The organism is Kitasatospora sp. NPDC004745 (assembly GCF_042873275.1).
Lineage (GTDB): Bacteria > Actinomycetota > Actinomycetes > Streptomycetales > Streptomycetaceae > Kitasatospora.
In genome coordinates this window covers 51226-66432 of record NZ_JBIALK010000008.1, presented here as the reverse complement: position 1 = coordinate 66432, position 15207 = coordinate 51226, and the positions used below count along the sequence as shown (strand labels likewise).

Here is a 15207-nt window from a genome sequence, read left to right as displayed (position 1 = left end):
CAGGCCTCTCTCGCCGTGGTTTCTCCGCACCAGGTCCCCCCGCCGCACTCTTCCGAGTGCGTCAGGGGCACAAGCGCAGGGGACCTACGACGTAGTAAGACTGGGTGCGAGCCCTCCCAGAAGAGGACCACGGACAACCATGGGGAAGCCGTGGCAGGGGGCCCGACCCCACAACCTTACGGGATTCCGTAAGGAGGCCCAAAACGAGCCGGTGTGGGATCGGGCACCTCTGCTTCGCTAGCGGTGCCTAGGGCTCTGGATTACCAGGAGCTCTTGGTCACGCCCGGCAGCTCGCCGCGGTGCGCCATCTCGCGGAGGCACACACGGCACAGGCCGAACTTGCGGTACACCGAGTGCGGACGGCCGCAGCGCTGGCACCGGGTGTAGGCCCGGACGCCGAACTTCGGCTTGCGCTCGGACTTCGCGATGAGGGACTTCTTCGCCATTGGCTCACGCCTCCTTGAACGGGAAGCCCAGAGCGCGCAGGAGCGCCCGGCCCTCGTCGTCGGTCTGAGCGGTGGTCACGACGGTGATGTCCATACCGCGCTGACGGTCGACCTTGTCCTGGTCGATCTCGTGGAACATAACCTGCTCGGTCAGACCGAAGGTGTAGTTGCCACGGCCGTCGAACTGCTTCGGGGAGAGGCCACGGAAGTCACGGATACGCGGCAGGGCCAGCGACACCAGACGGTCCAGGAACTCCCACATGCGGTCACCACGGAGGGTGACGTGCGTGCCGATCGGCTGGCCCTCGCGCAGCTTGAACTGCGCGATGGACTTGCGAGCCTTGGTCACGGCCGGCTTCTGACCGGTGATCGCGGTCAGGTCGCGGATCGCGCCCTCGATCAGCTTGCTGTCACGGGCGGCCTCGCCGACACCCATGTTGACCACGACCTTGACCAGGCCGGGGATCAGCATGACGTTCTCGTACGAGAACTGCTCCTGCAGCTGGCCCTTGATCTCGGAGTTGTAACGCTCCTTGAGGCGGGGGGCCACCTTCTCAACAGTCGTCTCAGACATCAGATGTCCTCACCGGTTCGCTTGGCAACGCGGATCTTGTTGCCCTCGTCGTCGAAGCGGTAGCCAACGCGGGTGACGACCTTCTTGCCGTCCTTCTCCACGACCAGCTGGACGTTGGAGACGTGAACCGGGGCCTCGACGGTGACGATGCCACCCTGGGTGCCCGGACCCGGCTTGGTGTGCTTCTTGACCCGGTTCACACCCTCGACCAGGACCTTGTTCTCAGCGGGGATGGCCTGGATGACCTTGCCCTGCTTGCCCTTGTCCTTGCCGGTGATGACCTGAACCAGGTCACCCTTCTTGATCTTCATGCTGTTCGCCATGGGTTAGAGCACCTCCGGCGCCAGCGAGATGATCTTCATGAACTTCTTGTCGCGCAGCTCGCGGCCGACCGGGCCGAAGATACGGGTGCCACGGGGGTCACCCTCGGTGTTCTTCAGCACGACAGCGGCGTTCTCGTCGAAGCGGATGTACGAGCCATCCGGACGACGACGCTCCTTGACGGTGCGGACGACGACGCACTTGACGACGTCACCCTTCTTCACCGAACCACCGGGGATCGCGTCCTTGACGGTCGCGACGATGACGTCCCCGATTCCGGCGTAGCGACGACCGGAGCCACCGAGAACACGGATGCAAAGGATCTCCTTGGCACCAGTGTTGTCGGCAACACGCAGTCGCGACTCCTGCTGGATCACAGCTTTCTCCTGATCGTCAACGAGAGTCGACGGGCCGGCCGCTGCTCACACCGGCGTCCCGGGGGGACCCGCTGCACATACGGCCGTACCACATCGGCTTCGTTACTTGGCCTTCTCGAGGATCTCGACGACGCGCCAGCGCTTCGTCGCGGACAGCGGGCGGGTCTCCGCGAGGAGGACCCGGTCGCCGATGCCGCAGGCGTTGGCCTCGTCGTGCGCCTTCAGCTTGTTCGTACGGCGGATGACCTTGCCGTACAGAGCGTGCTTGACGCGGTCCTCGACGGCGACGACGACGGTCTTGTCCATCTTGTCGCTGACGACGAGACCCTCACGGGTCTTGCGGAAACCGCGCGTCTCGTTGGTGTTCTCAGTCATCAGGCGTTCTCCACCGTCTCGATGCCCAGCTCGCGCTCGCGCATCAGGGTGTAGATCCGCGCGATGTCCTTACGGACGAGCTTGAGCCGTCCGTGGTTGTCGAGCTGCCCGGTCGCCGCCTGGAAGCGGAGGTTGAACAGCTCCTCCTTGGCCTCGCGAAGCTTGGCAACGAGACCCTCGTTGTCCAGCGAGCGAAGCTCAGCAGCCTTGGTAGCGGCCGACATCAGCTCTCACCGTCCTCGCGCCGGACGATCCGGCACTTCATCGGCAGCTTGTGCGCGGCGCGGGTGAGCGCCTCGCGAGCAACCTTCTCGTTCGGGTACGACAGCTCGAACATGACCCGACCCGGGTGCACGTTCGCGATCCACCACTCCGGCGAACCCTTACCGGAACCCATGCGGGTCTCGGCCGGCTTCTTGGTCAGCGGACGGTCCGGGTAGATGTTGATCCAGACCTTGCCACCACGGCGGATGTGACGGGTGATCGCGATACGAGCGGACTCGATCTGACGGTTCGTCACGTAGGCCGGGGTCACGGCCTGGATGCCGAACTGGCCGAACGCCAGCTCGGTGCCACCCTTGGAAGCGCCGCGACGCTTCGGGTGGTGCTGCTTGCGGTGCTTGACCCGACGGGGGATCAGCATTGCGGTCAGGCCTCCGTTCCGGTGTTCTCGGCAGCCGGAGCCTCGGCGACCGGGGCCGCGGGGGCCTCGGCAGCGGCGGGACGACGGCCGCGGCCACCGCGCTCGCCACCACGGCGCTCGCCACCGCGGGCGGGACGACCACCCTCGGGACGGGCCGGGCGGTTGCCCGAGCGGGCAGCGGCGTTCTCAGCGCGGACCTCGGCGATGTTCTTGACGTCGCCCTTGTAGATCCAGACCTTCACGCCGATGCGGCCGAAGGTGGTCTTGGCCTCGAAGAAGCCGTAGTCGACGTTCGCGCGCAGGGTGTGCAGCGGCACACGGCCCTCGCGGTAGAACTCCGAACGGCTCATCTCGGCGCCGCCGAGACGACCGGAGCACTGGACCTTGATGCCCTTGGCGCCGGACTTCATGGTGCCCTGCATCGACTTGCGCATGGCACGGCGGAACGACACGCGGGAGGACAGCTGCTCCGCGACGCCCTGAGCCACGAGCTGGGCGTCCAGCTCGGGGTTCTTGACCTCGAGGATGTTCAGCTGGACCTGCTTGCCGGTCAGCTTCTCGAGGTCGCCGCGGATGCGGTCGGCCTCGGTGCCACGGCGGCCGATGACGATGCCGGGGCGGGCGGTGTGGATGTCAACGCGGACGCGGTCGCGGGTGCGCTCGATCTCGACCTTGGAGATGCCGGCGCGCTCCATGCCCTTCGTCATCATGCGACGAATGGCGACGTCTTCCTTGACGTAGTCCTTGTACAGCTTGTCGGCGTACCAGCGGGACTTGAAGTCCGTGCTGATGCCGAGGCGGAACCCGTGCGGGTTAACCTTCTGGCCCATTACCGGGTCCCTTCCTTGCTGCTGACGACCACGGTGATGTGGCTGGTCCGCTTGCGGATCCGGTAGGCACGGCCCTGGGCGCGCGGACGGAACCGCTTCAGGGTCGGGCCCTCGTCAACGTACGCCTCAGAGATGTAGAGGTCGTCCACGTTGGAGTGGTTGTAGTTGTGCGCGGCGTTGGCAATGGCGCTGTCGAGCACCTTGCCGACCGGCACGGTGGCGGCCTGCGGAGCGAAACGCAGGACGGCCTGGGCCTCCGTGGCGTTCAGGCCACGGATGAGGTCCACCACGCGGCGGGCCTTCATGGGCGTGACGCGGATGTACCGCGCCTGGGCCCTGGCTTCCATGGTTGTCCCCTTAATGGAGTAAGTCATTGAGTCGTTCTGGCGCTGAAGCTCAGGCGACTTAGCGACGCTTCGACTTGCGGTCGTCCTTGACGTGACCGCGGAACGTGCGGGTCGGAGCGAACTCGCCGAGCTTGTGGCCGACCATCGACTCGGTGACGAACACCGGGACGTGCTTGCGGCCATCGTGGACCGCGATCGTGTGACCGAGCATGCTCGGGGAGATCACGGAACGACGGGACCAGGTCTTGATGACGTTCTGGGTACCCGCCTCGTTCTGAACGTCCACCTTCTTGATGAGGTGGCCGTCGATGAAGGGGCCCTTCTTGAGACTGCGCGGCATCTGACCTGCTCCTAGCGCTTCTTGTTGGTCTTGCGGCGGCGCACGATGAGCTTGTCCGACGCCTTGTTCGGGCGACGGGTACGGCCCTCGGGCTTACCCCACGGCGAGACCGGGTGGCGACCACCGGAGGTCTTACCCTCACCACCACCGTGCGGGTGGTCGATCGGGTTCATGGCGACACCACGCACGGTCGGGCGGACGCCCTTCCAGCGCATACGGCCGGCCTTGCCCCAGTTGATGTTCGACTGCTCGGCGTTGCCGACCTCGCCGATGGTGGCGCGGCAGCGGGCGTCGACCAGGCGGATCTCACCGGAGGGCATGCGCAGGTGCGCCATCTTGCCCTCACGCGCCAGCAGCTGGATGCCGGAGCCGGCGGAGCGGGCCAGCTTGGCACCGCCGCCGGGACGCAGCTCAACCGCGTGGATGGTGGTACCGACCGGGATGTTGCGCAGCGGCAGGTTGTTGCCCGGCTTGATGTCGGCGCCAGCGCCGTTCTCGATCCGGTCGCCCTGCGTGATGCCGCGCGGCGCGATGATGTAGCGCTTCTCGCCGTCCGCGTAGTGCAGGAGCGCGATGCGCGCGGTGCGGTTCGGGTCGTACTCGATGTGCGCGACCTTGGCCGGCACGCCGTCCTTGTCGTGACGACGGAAGTCGATCACGCGGTAGGCGCGCTTGTGACCGCCACCCTGGTGGCGAGCGGTGACACGACCGGCGTTGTTACGGCCGCCCTTGCTGTGCAGGGGGCGAACCAGCGACTTCTCCGGCGTGGACCGCGTGATTTCTACGAAGTCGGCCACGCTGGAGCCACGACGGCCCGGCGTAGTCGGCTTGTACTTGCGGATGCCCATTTGGCTCTCTCGTCCTCGTCCTAATCGACGATCACGATCTCCTTGTTCAGGAGACCGGACCACCGAAGATGTCGATGCGGTTGCCCTCGGCCAGCGTCACGATGGCGCGCTTGGTGTCCTTGCGCTTGCCAAAGCCCGTCTTGGACCGCTTGCGCTTGCCCTGACGGTTGATCGTGTTGACAGCCTCGACCTTGACCGAGAAGACCGCCTCGACGGCCTGCTTGATCTGGGTCTTGTTGGCGCCCGGCGACACGATGAACGTGTACTTGTTCTCGTCGAGAAGGCTGTAGCTCTTCTCGGAGATGACCGGCTTCACCAGGACGTCACGGGGGTCCGTGAACGTCTTGCTCGTAACGTCGCTCATCAGGCGGCGCTCCCTTCGAGCTCGCCCTCAGCGGCAACGGCCTTGGCGGACGCGGCCGGACCGGCCACGAAACGCTCGAAGGCGGCCTGGGTGAAGACCACATCGTCGGAGACGAGCACGTCGTAGGTGTTCAGCTGACCGGCGTCCAGGATGTGCACGTGCGGCAGGTTGCGAGCGGACTTGAGGCCCAGCTCGTCCGAACGCTCGACGACCAGGAGGACGTTCTTGCGCTCGGTGATCTTGCCGAACAGGCTCTTGGCGGCCTTGGTCGACGGCGCCTCGGTCGCGGTCACGTCGGTGATGACGTGGATGCGGTTGTGGCGGGCCCGGTCGGTGAGCGCACCGCGCAGGGCGGCGGCGATCATCTTCTTCGGGGTCCGCTGCGAGTAGTCGCGCGGCACGGGACCGTGCACGACGCCACCGCCGGCGAACTGCGGCGCACGGGTCGAGCCCTGACGGGCGCGGCCGGTGCCCTTCTGGCGGTACGGCTTCTTGCCGCCACCGCGGACCTCGCCACGAGTCTTGGTCTTGTGGGTGCCCTGACGGGCCGCAGCGAGCTGCGCCACGACGACCTGGTGCATCAGCGGAACGCTGACCTTCGCGTCGAAGATCTCGGCCGGCAGCTCGATGCTGCCGGTCTTGTCGCCAGCCGGCGACAGGATGTCAATGGTGCTCATTTCCTCACAGCCCCTTCGCCGCGGTGCGGACGAGGACGAGGCCGCCGTTCGGGCCCGGGACGGCGCCCTTGATGAGCAGCAGACCCTTCTCCGCGTCGACCGCGTGCACGGTCAGGTTCTGGGTGGTCACACGCTCGTGACCCATCCGACCAGCCATGCGCAGGCCCTTGAACACACGGCCCGGGGTGGCGCAGCCACCGATGGAACCGGGCGAACGGTGCTTGCGCTGGGTGCCGTGACCGGCGCCGAGACCACGGAAGTTGTGGCGCTTCATGACACCGGCGAAGCCCTTGCCCTTGGAGGTGCCGGTCACGTCGACCTTGACACCCGCCTCGAACAGCTCGGCGGTGATCTCCTGGCCCAGGGTGTACTCGGACGCGTCCGAGGTACGGAGCTCGACCAGGTGGCGGCGCGGGGTGACACCGGCCTTGGCGAAGTGACCCGCGAGGGGCTTGTTCACCTTGCGGGGGTCGATCTCGCCGAAGCCGATCTGGACGGCGTCGTAGCCGGCCGGGCTGTCGGCGGTGTGGACCTGGGTCACGACATTGGGCCCAGCCTTGACGACGGTCACCGGGACGACCCGGTTGTTCTCGTCCCAGACCTGGGTCATGCCGAGCTTCTCGCCCAGGATGCCCTTAATCTGCTTAGCCATCTTCGGTGCGCCTCTCAGAGCTTGATCTCGATGTCGACGCCGGCCGGCAGGTCGAGACGCATCAGCGAGTCAACCGTCTTCGGCGTGGGGTCGAGGATGTCGATCAGACGCTTGTGAGTACGCATCTCGAAGTGCTCGCGCGAGTCCTTGTACTTGTGCGGCGAGCGGATGACGCAGTACACGTTCTTCTCAGTGGGCAGCGGCACCGGGCCTGCGACCTGCGCACCAGTCCGGATCACCGTCTCGACGATCTTCTTCGCCGAGGAGTCGATGACCTCGTGGTCGTAGGCCTTGAGCCGGATGCGGATCTTCTGTCCCGCCATGGCTACTCAGTAGTCCTTCTGTCTTAGTCACTGCACGACCTCCCCTCCGACCCCCGCGCTCGGGCGTGTCGCACTCGCGCTTGCAAAAAACCGGCGAAGAGATCGTCGGTTTCAAACTTTCCGGGGTGGGGGGTGCCGGATCGAGGCCCCGCATACGCTTCCCGGAAGATTCCCGTACTTTCGCCCCGCAGCTGCCGTGGCGTCGACTTCACGCTTAACGGCCATCACGGGAACGACGAGTACGTGGGACTCGCTTCCGGTCCTCCCGGCGGGAGGCGCGCAGCATCGGCACTCAACCGAGCAACTTGGACATACTGCCACATGGAGCAGCCCGGATGCCAATCGGGGCCGGTGAGGTCTCCCTCACCGGCCCCGTTCGGGTGACCGTCCTCAGCGGCGCGCGGCGCCGGGCCCCGGCGTCACCAGGGCCGCTTGCTGCCGCAGGTGAGCGCCCACTCCTCGCCGGTCACGTTGGCGCACCACAGCCGGCCCTTGTCGGGCTCGTTGTTGTACTCCTTGAGCTGCTTGTTCACCGGTGCGCAGTCCGTCGGCCCGGCCGGGTCGTACTTCGGGCACTTGCCGTCGCGGTTCACCAGGATGTGGGCGCGCCAGGCGTCCGCACCCATGTCGATGCCCTTGGCGTCGGCCGTCGGCACGAACTCCGGCTTGGTGGTCGGCATGTAGCGGTCCGCGGACCAGGAGGCGGCCATGGTGGCGAACAGCGCCACCGCGCAGACCGCGCCGGCGACCAGCCGGCCGGTGACGGCCGGGCGCAGGGTCAGCGGCACGGGCCCGCCGTCGGTGCCGACGCGCTGCACCGTCCGCAGCCAGCCGGCACCCCGCTGGACGACGAACATCAGGCCGAGCACCGCGAGGATCATCAGCGCGTAGAGGATGATCCAGGTGGTGCGCGGGTACAGCATGACGGCCTTGTCCTTGGCCAGGTGCGAGGCGAAGTAGAAGCGCAGCAGCCAGGCGCTGATCAGGGTCGCCGCGGTGGTCCGGACGGTGATGCTGCGCAGCCCGAGGCCGAGCGCCAGCGCGACGCCGGCCAGCAGCAGCAGCGTGTAGGCGCTCTGCCCGGCGAGCTCACCGTGCCAGGGGAAGTTGTGGTACGTCAGGTCGCCGTTGCGGTCCGAGGCCCAGCTCATGATGTACGCCGGGTCGATGTACACCGAGAGGTAGGCGTACCGGTCCGTGGCCTGGGCGCCGCCCTTGACCAGCTCGTACAGCAGCGGCGAGCCCACCACGCCGGCGCTGACCAGGGTCGCGGCCAGGAACAGCAGCGCGCGCCTGACCCGGGCGGCACCCCGGCGCCACGGCACCAGGAACAGCGTCAGGACGAAGACGCCCGGCGCGGCCCAGACGAACCAGCCCGAGTACCAGAGGAACATCACGCCGAAGGAGGCTCCGAAGCCGACCCCGCGCAGCACGGTGGAGCGCGTGCTCAGCTCGTGCGCCCGGCGCAGCTCGCGCAGGGCCCCGGCCAGCATCGGCACCATGACCAGCATGGTGACGTGGCTGTACGGCCGGATCGGGTCCAGGAAGAGGATCGCCGCCGGGACGGCGATCAGCAGCGCCCAGACCGGGCGCAGCAGCAGGCGCCAGGACAGGTAGGCCATCGGGCCGACCAGCGCGCTGCAGATCAGCTGGACGTCCTTCATGGCGTAGCCGACGCCGCCGACGCCGCCGTAGAACAGCTTCGACCAGACCGCCAGCACGGCCGGGAAGCCGGGCGGGTAGACGCCGGGCAGGCCCTGGCCGCGCAGCATGTCGTTGGCCATGCCCATGAGGTTGCCCGGGTCGCCCTCCTGGCCGCCGAGGCCCCAGTCGGTGCCGTTCAGCGCCACCGCGATGCCGCCGGCGACCACGCCGGTGGCCAGGCCCGCGACGGCCGCGCAGACCAGCCGCTGGAGCACCTGGTAGCGGGCCAGGCTGCCCCGGTAGGCGGCGTAGAGCAGCACCGCGAGGACGGGCAGGCCCACGACGGCCGCGTACTTCTGCACCATGGCCAGGCCGCTGACCTGACCGACCCGGTTGAGCGGGTTGACGTTGATGCGGGTGCAGAGCAGCGTGAAGACGAAGGCCGCCACGATCGAGACCAGGGCCTCGGCCGAGCGCACCGCCCAGGGCCGTGCCAGCAGGCCGTCCATGCGCCCGAGGCGGGCGGCGATCGCGCCCTCCGCTTGTCGGGACTCCGCCTGGGAGCCGCCGACCGGGCTGGTGGCCAGATCAGTCATGTCAGTCACTTCCGTGCGGTGGCCACGTCCGGTGAGTGGCATGGAGTGGCGTGGTGGTCGGCGATCGGAGAACAGCGGACATCATAAAACCGCCGCCCGGAGCCCGGGCTCCGGGCGTCGGCCCGCGACGGCCGCTCAGTGCCTGGTCAGCTGCTGCGGACGGCGCGGCCGACCATGGCGCCGGCGTGGGCGAAGTCACCCGCGCCGAGGCGCCCGGCGGCGACCATCAGGGCGTGCAGGCGGGAGGAGAGGTGCAGGTCCGCCGAGCGGGCCGCGGCCGTCCAGCCCTTGGCGCGCAGCTCCTTGGAGATCAGCGTGTAGTAGCGCAGCTCCTCGTCGAAGCGCTTGCCGTCCTTGACCCGGTTCGAGGAGTCGCTGGCCTGGTGGCGGCGGTAGCGGAACACCTCGCGCTCGTCGACCAGCAGGTTGCCGCCCTCCATCAGCATGTCGACCATGAAGGCGAGGTCGTGGATGGCGTCGATGTCCGGGCGGTACGGGATCTTCGACAGCGCGGACTGGCGGTAGGTGAGCGACGGCGTGTAGAGCCAGTTGCCGGAGAGCAGGCTCTTCACCGCGGCCTCGCCGCCGATCACGCCGGCCTTGCGGGCCGGGGCGCTGATCCGGCGCTTGACCTTGTCGCCGATGCCGAGCGCGGGCACCAGGTTCCCGTCGCTGTCCATCACCCGCACGCCGGGCTGGACGGCGATCGCGGTCGGGTCGGCCCGCAGGCGCTCCAGGACGACGTCCAGGTAGTCGGGCTCCAGCAGGTCGTCGGCGCCCATCATCGAGACGAACTCGCGCTCGGCCAGGGTGGAGGCCTTGTAGGTGTTGCCGTTCGGGCCGAGCCGCTCCTCGTTGCGGACGTACCGGATCCGTTCGTCGTCCAGGCTCTCGATGTACTCGAGCGCCCGGGTGCCCGGGTACTGGTCATCCACGATGGTCAGCCGCCAGTCCTGCTGGTGCTGGGCCCGGATGCTGTCGATGGTGGCGAACAGGTACTCCGGGTCGCCGTAGTACGGGATGACGAAATCGACGCTCATAACGGCGCCGCACCTCCTGGTCCTGGATCACGCTTCGGTGCCGCCCGGCCGCGGCCGCAGGGCGAGCCAAGTCAACCAGCTTTGCCCGGCCGGTGCGTCGGCCGGTCCGCCCACCCGGGCCCGGAGCCCGGGCGAACCGCGGCGCAAGGGGCCCGAAAGGGAAATTCCGGCGCACGGAAATGCGTCCGGCGGGCGACCCGGAAATGAATCGTCCCGACGATGTCCGGATTTCCCCCGTTTTCAAAACATCCACACCTTCGCAAATGTGGTCTGGACCAATAGGATACCTTCGGAGCGACATGTCGGCCCCCGGCGATCCGGGTTCTGAAGGGCTCCACTCGATGACCATCAGCGTTCCGCAGCACGCCAGTAGGCCTCGGCGGTCGCATGCGATACCGGTGACTCCCCCTCCCGTTCAACGGATGAACGGGCGTCAGAGTTCAGCCTGGTGGCTCCCGGTCGAGGGCTTCGTCGGGGTGTCCGCCGCCCTGCTCATGACCTGGGCGGCCCGGTTCGTCCACGTCGATCCCATGGTGCGGGTCGGTCAGGTCAGCGGACTCGCCGGTCTGCAACTCGTCCTGCTGCTCGCGATGGGCGGCACCGTCGGACTTCTGCTGCTCGTGATGCGCCGGTGGCCGGTGCTCCCGCTGCAATTCGGCGCCGCGATATTCGCCGGCCTCTCCAGCGGCGTCCTCGCCGCGGCCGTCTCGCTCGCACTCCGCGGCACCCCCTGGCCGCTCGGCGGTCAGGGCGGCGACGCCGGAGTCCTCCAGGGCTGGGCCTTCAACATCATCCACGGCCAGCCGATCGACGACACCTACCCGCCGCTCTTCCCCCACCTGCTCGGCTGGTACACCCGGCACTTCACCGACGGCGACCCGGGCCACGCGCTGAAGATCGTCAGCCTGGTGTTCATCGCACTGCTCGGACCGACGGCCTACGTGGCCTGGCGGCTCATCCTCCCCCCGCTGTGGGCCCTCGGCATCGGCGTCACCGCCTCGCTCCCGCTGGCCGACCCGTACAAGCCGTACACCACGATCGTGCTGGTCGGGCTGCTGCCGGTGCTGGCCAAGCTGCTGCAGCTGATCCAGCGCTCCCAGCTCCTCGGCCGCCGCCGCGCGGCCGTCCTGGGCGCCGTCGTCGGGGCGGTGCTCGGGCTGCTGTTCCTGCTGTACTCGGGCTGGTTCGTCTGGTCCGCGGCCGGCCTGGTGCTGATGGGCTTCGTCCTGCTGGTCCGCCAGTGGCGCACCCACGGCACCCCCGCCCTGGTGACGGCCCTGCTGCTGGTCGGCTCGGCCGGCGCGGTCTTCCTCGCGGTGTCCGGCTTCTACCTCACCCGGTTCCTCTCCTCCGCGGGCGGCGCCGTCGACCGCTACTGCTACTTCGACGTCTACACGGAGCCCAGCTACTTCACGATGTGGGGCGGCGACATGCCCGGCGGCCTCGGGCTCGGCGCCTGGCCGCAGCCCGGCGAGATCGGCGGCGTCGGCCTGTTCGCCGTCGTGCTGCTGGTCGGGGCCGCCGCCGCGCTCGTGGTCGGCCCGCGCAACTCCGTGGTGCTGGCCACCGCGGCCGCCGCGGCGAGCGCCTTCCTGATGCGCTACTGGTACGCCTCCCACATGTGGAAGGACCAGGCGGTGATGCTCTACCCGCGCACCAACCAGCAGCTGCTCTACTGCTTCGTCGTGCTCACCGGTCTGGCCCTGTTCCTCGGCGTCGAGCGCCTCCTGGAACGGCGGCACCGGACCGTTCCCCGGGAGCACCCCGAGCGGCCCGGGCGCACGCCCCGCCGCTACGCGCTGGCCTCGCTGTGCGCGCTCGGCCTGCTGATCGGCATGGCCGGCTCGTCCACCGGCAGCCGGTACATGCCCGAGCCCGCCGCCCGGATCGACAGCACCGGCAACCTCGCCCACACCGCCCAGGTCCTGCGCGGGCTGAACGGCGTCTGCTCGCCCTACGCGGACGCCGCGCAGTGCGTCGACCCGGTGCCGCCGGCGGTCTTCGACCAGGCCGCGAAGATCAGGAAGGACCAGGAGAACCAGCAGAAGCCCGAGTACCGGGTGCTGAGCTGCCAGGAGGGCGGCAGCCCGTACCCGCACGCCCCCAAGCCCACCCCCACCACCACCAAGGGGGCCGGTCGGCTGGAGACCCTGGTGGAGGCCCTGGTCCGGGGCTGAGCGCCCCCGGACACGGCTGAGGGCCGGCACCCCGTTCGGGGTGCCGGCCCTCGGCCGTCGGTGCCGGGCGCGCGGCCCTCGGCCCTCGCCGCGGGAGGCGGGTCAGCGGTCGGAGCCGACCGGGGCGTCGAGGCGGTCGTTGTTGTGGCGGACGCCCTCGGTGATGGCGACCGTACGGGCCAGGTCCGTGAGCTTCTTCTCCAGCGAGCGGAAGCGCAGGTAGGTGTTGAGCGTCAGGAAGCCCATGGCGATCACCATCAGGTAGAGCACCAGGTCGGTGCCGCGGCCCACGCCCAGCGCGGTGGCCAGCTTGGTGACGCCGGCCGGCCACAGGATCGCGATCACGTTGGCGATCACGAACAGCGCGAAGGCGATGCGCTTCCACGCCCGGGTGTTCGCGGCGTCCCAGCGCCGGACGAACAGGAGGGCCATGGCCACCGCGGCCAGGACGAGGATCAGCTGAATCCAGAGGTGATTCATCGGCGGTTACGCTCCCGCAGCGAGATGTCGAAGAGGATGTTCACGCCGTTGATCAGGGACTGGCCCTTGGCGCGCGAGTAGTCGGTGTAGAGGATGTCCACCGGGACCTCGGCGACCCGGAGGTCCGAGCCGGCGAGGAAGGAAACGATCTCCGAGGCGTGCGCCATGCCGTTCATGGTGATCCGGATCCGGCTGGCGGCCTCGCGGTTCATCACCCGCAGACCGTTGTGCGCGTCGGTCAGCTTGAGCTTGCGGGCGGTCGGGCTGACGGCCGCGGCGGTGCGGAGCACGACCCGCTTGATCCACGGCACCTGGCCGGTCTGCTCGATGAAGCGGGAGCCGAGCACGATGTCGGCCTCGCCCCCGCGCAGCAGCGCGACCATCTTCTCGACGTCGGCCGTCTGGTGCTGGCCGTCCGCGTCGAAGGTGGCGAAGTACTCCGCGCCCTCCTGCTCCAGGGCGTACCGCAGGCCGGTCTGCAGGGCGGCGCCCTGGCCCAGGTTGACCGGGTGGCGCACCAGGTGCGCGCCGGTCGTCATGACGTGCTTGGCCGTGTCGTCGGTGCAGCCGTCGTCGATCACCACGATGTTGGGGAAGGTCTTGCGTGCCCCTTCCACGACGTCGGCGATCACCTGGCCTTCGTTGTAGGCCGGGATCACCAGCCAGACGTTGTCATACTCGGACACAGGGGGCTCCATGCTTGGCGAACGGCACGGCGGCGCGTGCCTGGGTCTGTCTGTCGTCGGTGGTGATCACGGGCGTCGTCGGCCAATCACGGTCACGTCCCCCGCCCTCACGAGGTCCGCAGCGGCTCGGCCGCACCGCGGTCGTCCAGCCCGGTGTGCCCGGGGGCGGGACGCGAGGGGAACGCCCGGTACAGCGACCAGAGCATCAGGACGGCGCTGACCAGCGCTCCGGCGAGGTACGCGAGCTCGGCGCGCACGCCGACGGCGCCGGGGGCGAGCGCGACGGCTACCAATGCTACGGAACCGGCGGACCAGCCCACCAGCTGCCGGCGGTGCTGCCCGCTCGACATCAGCGCCTGGCCGAAGACCGTCGCGAGGACGTAGCAGAGGGTGCCGAGGACGAGCCACGCGAAGTCCAGCGGGCCGAGCAGGTCCTTGGCGTTGAAGAGCAGCGGGTTGAGCCAGGCGCCGAGGGCGATCACCGGCAGGCCGCCGCCGATGCACATCGCGGCGACGATCGCGGTGGTGCGGGTCAGCACCTTGCGGAACTCGGCGTGGTCGCCGGCCGCGGCGGCGCCGGAGAGCGCGGAGACCATCGAGGCCTGCAGGGCGCTGTAGGCGAAGAGCGGGACGCGGGCCATCACCACGGCCTGGCCGAGGGCGAAGACCAGGGCGTCGGAGGCCTCGGAGTGCTTCGGCGCCAGCAGGCGCACGCAGACGACGGTCGCGTTGACCACCAGCTGGCTGAGCATCACGGAGGCGATCAGCAGGCCGAGGCCGCCGGTGAGCTGGCGCCAGGCGACCTCGGGCCCGGGCGCGCGGTCCGCGAGGATGCCGCGCAGGCCGATCAGCGAGGCGGCGACGGGGGCGACCACCAGGATCAGGCCGAAGGCCAGTGCCGAGTGCAGTCCGATCGCGGCGGTCAGCGCGGCCAGGCCGATGCGCAGGGCGCCGTCGACGGCCAGCTGGGTGCCGTAGGGCCCGAACAGGCCGAGGCCGGCCAGCGCGCCGCGGGAGACCGAGCTCACCGCGAGGCCCGCCATGCCGCCGGCGAGCGCCACCACGAGCGTGCGGTCGCCACCGAACAGCTGGTCGGCGATCGGGCCCGCGGCGGCGGCCAGCAGGGCGCAGGCCGCCGCGAGGATGGCCAGGGCGAGCAGCAGCATCCGCCGGACCGCCGGCAGCGCGCCGTGCCCGGCCACCTTGCGGGCGGCGACCAGGCGCGTCAGTTCGAGCTCGACGGGCTGGAACAGGCCCCAGCCGATCGACATCACGATGGTCCAGAGCATCGTCACCCTGGCTGCGCCGGCCGTCCCGAGGCTGTAGCCCACGAGCGCCATGTAGACGTACGCCGAGGCGCCGAGCACGACCGTCCCACCGACCACGAGCCGCGCCCCCGGGGGTAGGACCCCAAGCAGCTTGGCGATCGGGTTCTTCATCACATGATCACCGAATTCATCGGCCGAC

At 69.1% G+C, this 15207-nt stretch carries 21 protein-coding genes; 1 reads left to right on the top strand and 20 read right to left on the bottom strand.

The annotated features are described in order from the left end of the window. Positions 1-260: 260 nt before the first annotated feature. The 17 genes from ACFYUY_RS16355 to ACFYUY_RS16275 form a co-directional block, all read right to left on the bottom strand. Positions 261-446 (bottom strand): type Z 30S ribosomal protein S14, encoded by a 186-nt coding sequence (locus tag ACFYUY_RS16355; RefSeq protein WP_030055830.1) that lies wholly within the window; start codon positions 444-446, stop codon positions 261-263. A gap of 4 nt (positions 447-450) precedes the next feature. Beyond that, complete coding sequence (gene rplE / locus ACFYUY_RS16350) at positions 451-1020, bottom strand: 50S ribosomal protein L5 (protein ID WP_030280779.1); 570 nt, start codon at positions 1018-1020, stop codon at positions 451-453. Next, positions 1020-1331 carry a 50S ribosomal protein L24 gene (gene rplX, locus ACFYUY_RS16345; protein ID WP_345286354.1) on the bottom strand — a complete coding sequence of 104 codons (312 nt, stop codon included), beginning with the start codon at positions 1329-1331 and terminating at the stop codon, positions 1020-1022. The genes rplE and rplX overlap by 1 nt, the downstream gene beginning before the upstream one ends. A 15-nt stretch (positions 1332-1346) precedes the next feature. Continuing rightward, the gene (rplN, locus tag ACFYUY_RS16340) at positions 1347-1718 is read right to left on the bottom strand and encodes a 50S ribosomal protein L14 (protein ID WP_030232481.1); all 372 of its coding nucleotides are present in this window, start codon (positions 1716-1718) and stop codon (positions 1347-1349) included. A gap of 102 nt (positions 1719-1820) precedes the next feature. Next, complete coding sequence (rpsQ, locus tag ACFYUY_RS16335; protein ID WP_030055826.1) at positions 1821-2093, bottom strand: 30S ribosomal protein S17; 273 nt, start codon at positions 2091-2093, stop codon at positions 1821-1823. After that, positions 2093-2317 carry a 50S ribosomal protein L29 gene (gene rpmC / locus ACFYUY_RS16330; RefSeq protein ID WP_030232478.1) on the bottom strand — a complete coding sequence of 75 codons (225 nt, stop codon included), beginning with the start codon at positions 2315-2317 and terminating at the stop codon, positions 2093-2095. The genes rpsQ and rpmC overlap by 1 nt, the downstream gene beginning before the upstream one ends. Further along, positions 2317-2736, bottom strand: coding sequence for a 50S ribosomal protein L16 (gene rplP / locus ACFYUY_RS16325; RefSeq protein ID WP_030300385.1), 420 nt, complete (start codon positions 2734-2736; stop codon positions 2317-2319). The genes rpmC and rplP overlap by 1 nt, the downstream gene beginning before the upstream one ends. A gap of 5 nt (positions 2737-2741) precedes the next feature. After that, positions 2742-3566, bottom strand: a complete 825-nt coding sequence (rpsC, locus tag ACFYUY_RS16320; RefSeq protein WP_030055823.1) for a 30S ribosomal protein S3 — start codon at positions 3564-3566, stop codon at positions 2742-2744. Then, positions 3566-3913: a 50S ribosomal protein L22 gene (gene rplV, locus ACFYUY_RS16315; RefSeq protein ID WP_030232471.1), complete on the bottom strand. Its 348-nt coding sequence runs from the start codon at positions 3911-3913 to the stop codon at positions 3566-3568. Before rplV ends, rpsC begins: the two co-directional genes overlap by 1 nt. A gap of 58 nt (positions 3914-3971) precedes the next feature. Next, positions 3972-4253, bottom strand: coding sequence for a 30S ribosomal protein S19 (gene rpsS / locus ACFYUY_RS16310; protein WP_030232469.1), 282 nt, complete (start codon positions 4251-4253; stop codon positions 3972-3974). A gap of 11 nt (positions 4254-4264) precedes the next feature. Further along, on the bottom strand, positions 4265-5101 hold the full coding sequence (gene rplB, locus ACFYUY_RS16305) for a 50S ribosomal protein L2 (protein WP_360209092.1): 837 nt from the start codon (positions 5099-5101) through the stop codon (positions 4265-4267). Between the two features lie 46 nt (positions 5102-5147). Then, a complete protein-coding gene (gene rplW, locus ACFYUY_RS16300) occupies positions 5148-5465 on the bottom strand; it encodes a 50S ribosomal protein L23 (protein ID WP_030280768.1) in 318 nt (105 codons plus the stop codon). Continuing rightward, positions 5465-6142 carry a 50S ribosomal protein L4 gene (rplD, locus tag ACFYUY_RS16295; protein WP_360209095.1) on the bottom strand — a complete coding sequence of 226 codons (678 nt, stop codon included), beginning with the start codon at positions 6140-6142 and terminating at the stop codon, positions 5465-5467. Before rplD ends, rplW begins: the two co-directional genes overlap by 1 nt. Positions 6143-6146: 4 nt before the next feature. Then, positions 6147-6794: a 50S ribosomal protein L3 gene (gene rplC / locus ACFYUY_RS16290; RefSeq protein WP_153460994.1), complete on the bottom strand. Its 648-nt coding sequence runs from the start codon at positions 6792-6794 to the stop codon at positions 6147-6149. 14 nt (positions 6795-6808) lie between these two features. Then, a complete protein-coding gene (gene rpsJ / locus ACFYUY_RS16285) occupies positions 6809-7117 on the bottom strand; it encodes a 30S ribosomal protein S10 (protein ID WP_012785157.1) in 309 nt (102 codons plus the stop codon). Between the two features lie 419 nt (positions 7118-7536). Then, the gene (locus ACFYUY_RS16280) at positions 7537-9357 is read right to left on the bottom strand and encodes a hypothetical protein (protein ID WP_387901125.1); all 1821 of its coding nucleotides are present in this window, start codon (positions 9355-9357) and stop codon (positions 7537-7539) included. 146 nt (positions 9358-9503) lie between these two features. Then, positions 9504-10397 carry a glycosyltransferase gene (locus tag ACFYUY_RS16275; protein WP_360209101.1) on the bottom strand — a complete coding sequence of 298 codons (894 nt, stop codon included), beginning with the start codon at positions 10395-10397 and terminating at the stop codon, positions 9504-9506. Between the two features lie 422 nt (positions 10398-10819). On the opposite strand from ACFYUY_RS16275, the gene ACFYUY_RS16270 reads away from it, so the two are divergent. After that, positions 10820-12574: a hypothetical protein gene (locus ACFYUY_RS16270; protein WP_387901122.1), complete on the top strand. Its 1755-nt coding sequence runs from the start codon at positions 10820-10822 to the stop codon at positions 12572-12574. Positions 12575-12676: 102 nt separating this feature from the next. Here ACFYUY_RS16270 and ACFYUY_RS16265 read toward each other — a convergent pair whose 3' ends face one another. The 3 genes from ACFYUY_RS16265 to ACFYUY_RS16255 all read right to left on the bottom strand — a co-directional run bounded on the left by ACFYUY_RS16265 (position 12677) and on the right by ACFYUY_RS16255 (position 15179). Beyond that, positions 12677-13054, bottom strand: a complete 378-nt coding sequence (locus ACFYUY_RS16265; RefSeq protein ID WP_360209106.1) for a DUF2304 domain-containing protein — start codon at positions 13052-13054, stop codon at positions 12677-12679. Continuing rightward, complete coding sequence (locus tag ACFYUY_RS16260) at positions 13051-13740, bottom strand: glycosyltransferase family 2 protein (RefSeq protein ID WP_360209108.1); 690 nt, start codon at positions 13738-13740, stop codon at positions 13051-13053. The genes ACFYUY_RS16265 and ACFYUY_RS16260 overlap by 4 nt, the downstream gene beginning before the upstream one ends. A gap of 107 nt (positions 13741-13847) precedes the next feature. Beyond that, entirely contained in the window at positions 13848-15179 is a 1332-nt protein-coding gene (locus ACFYUY_RS16255) for a hypothetical protein (RefSeq protein WP_387901118.1), read from the bottom strand. Between the last annotated feature and the right edge of the window lie 28 nt (positions 15180-15207).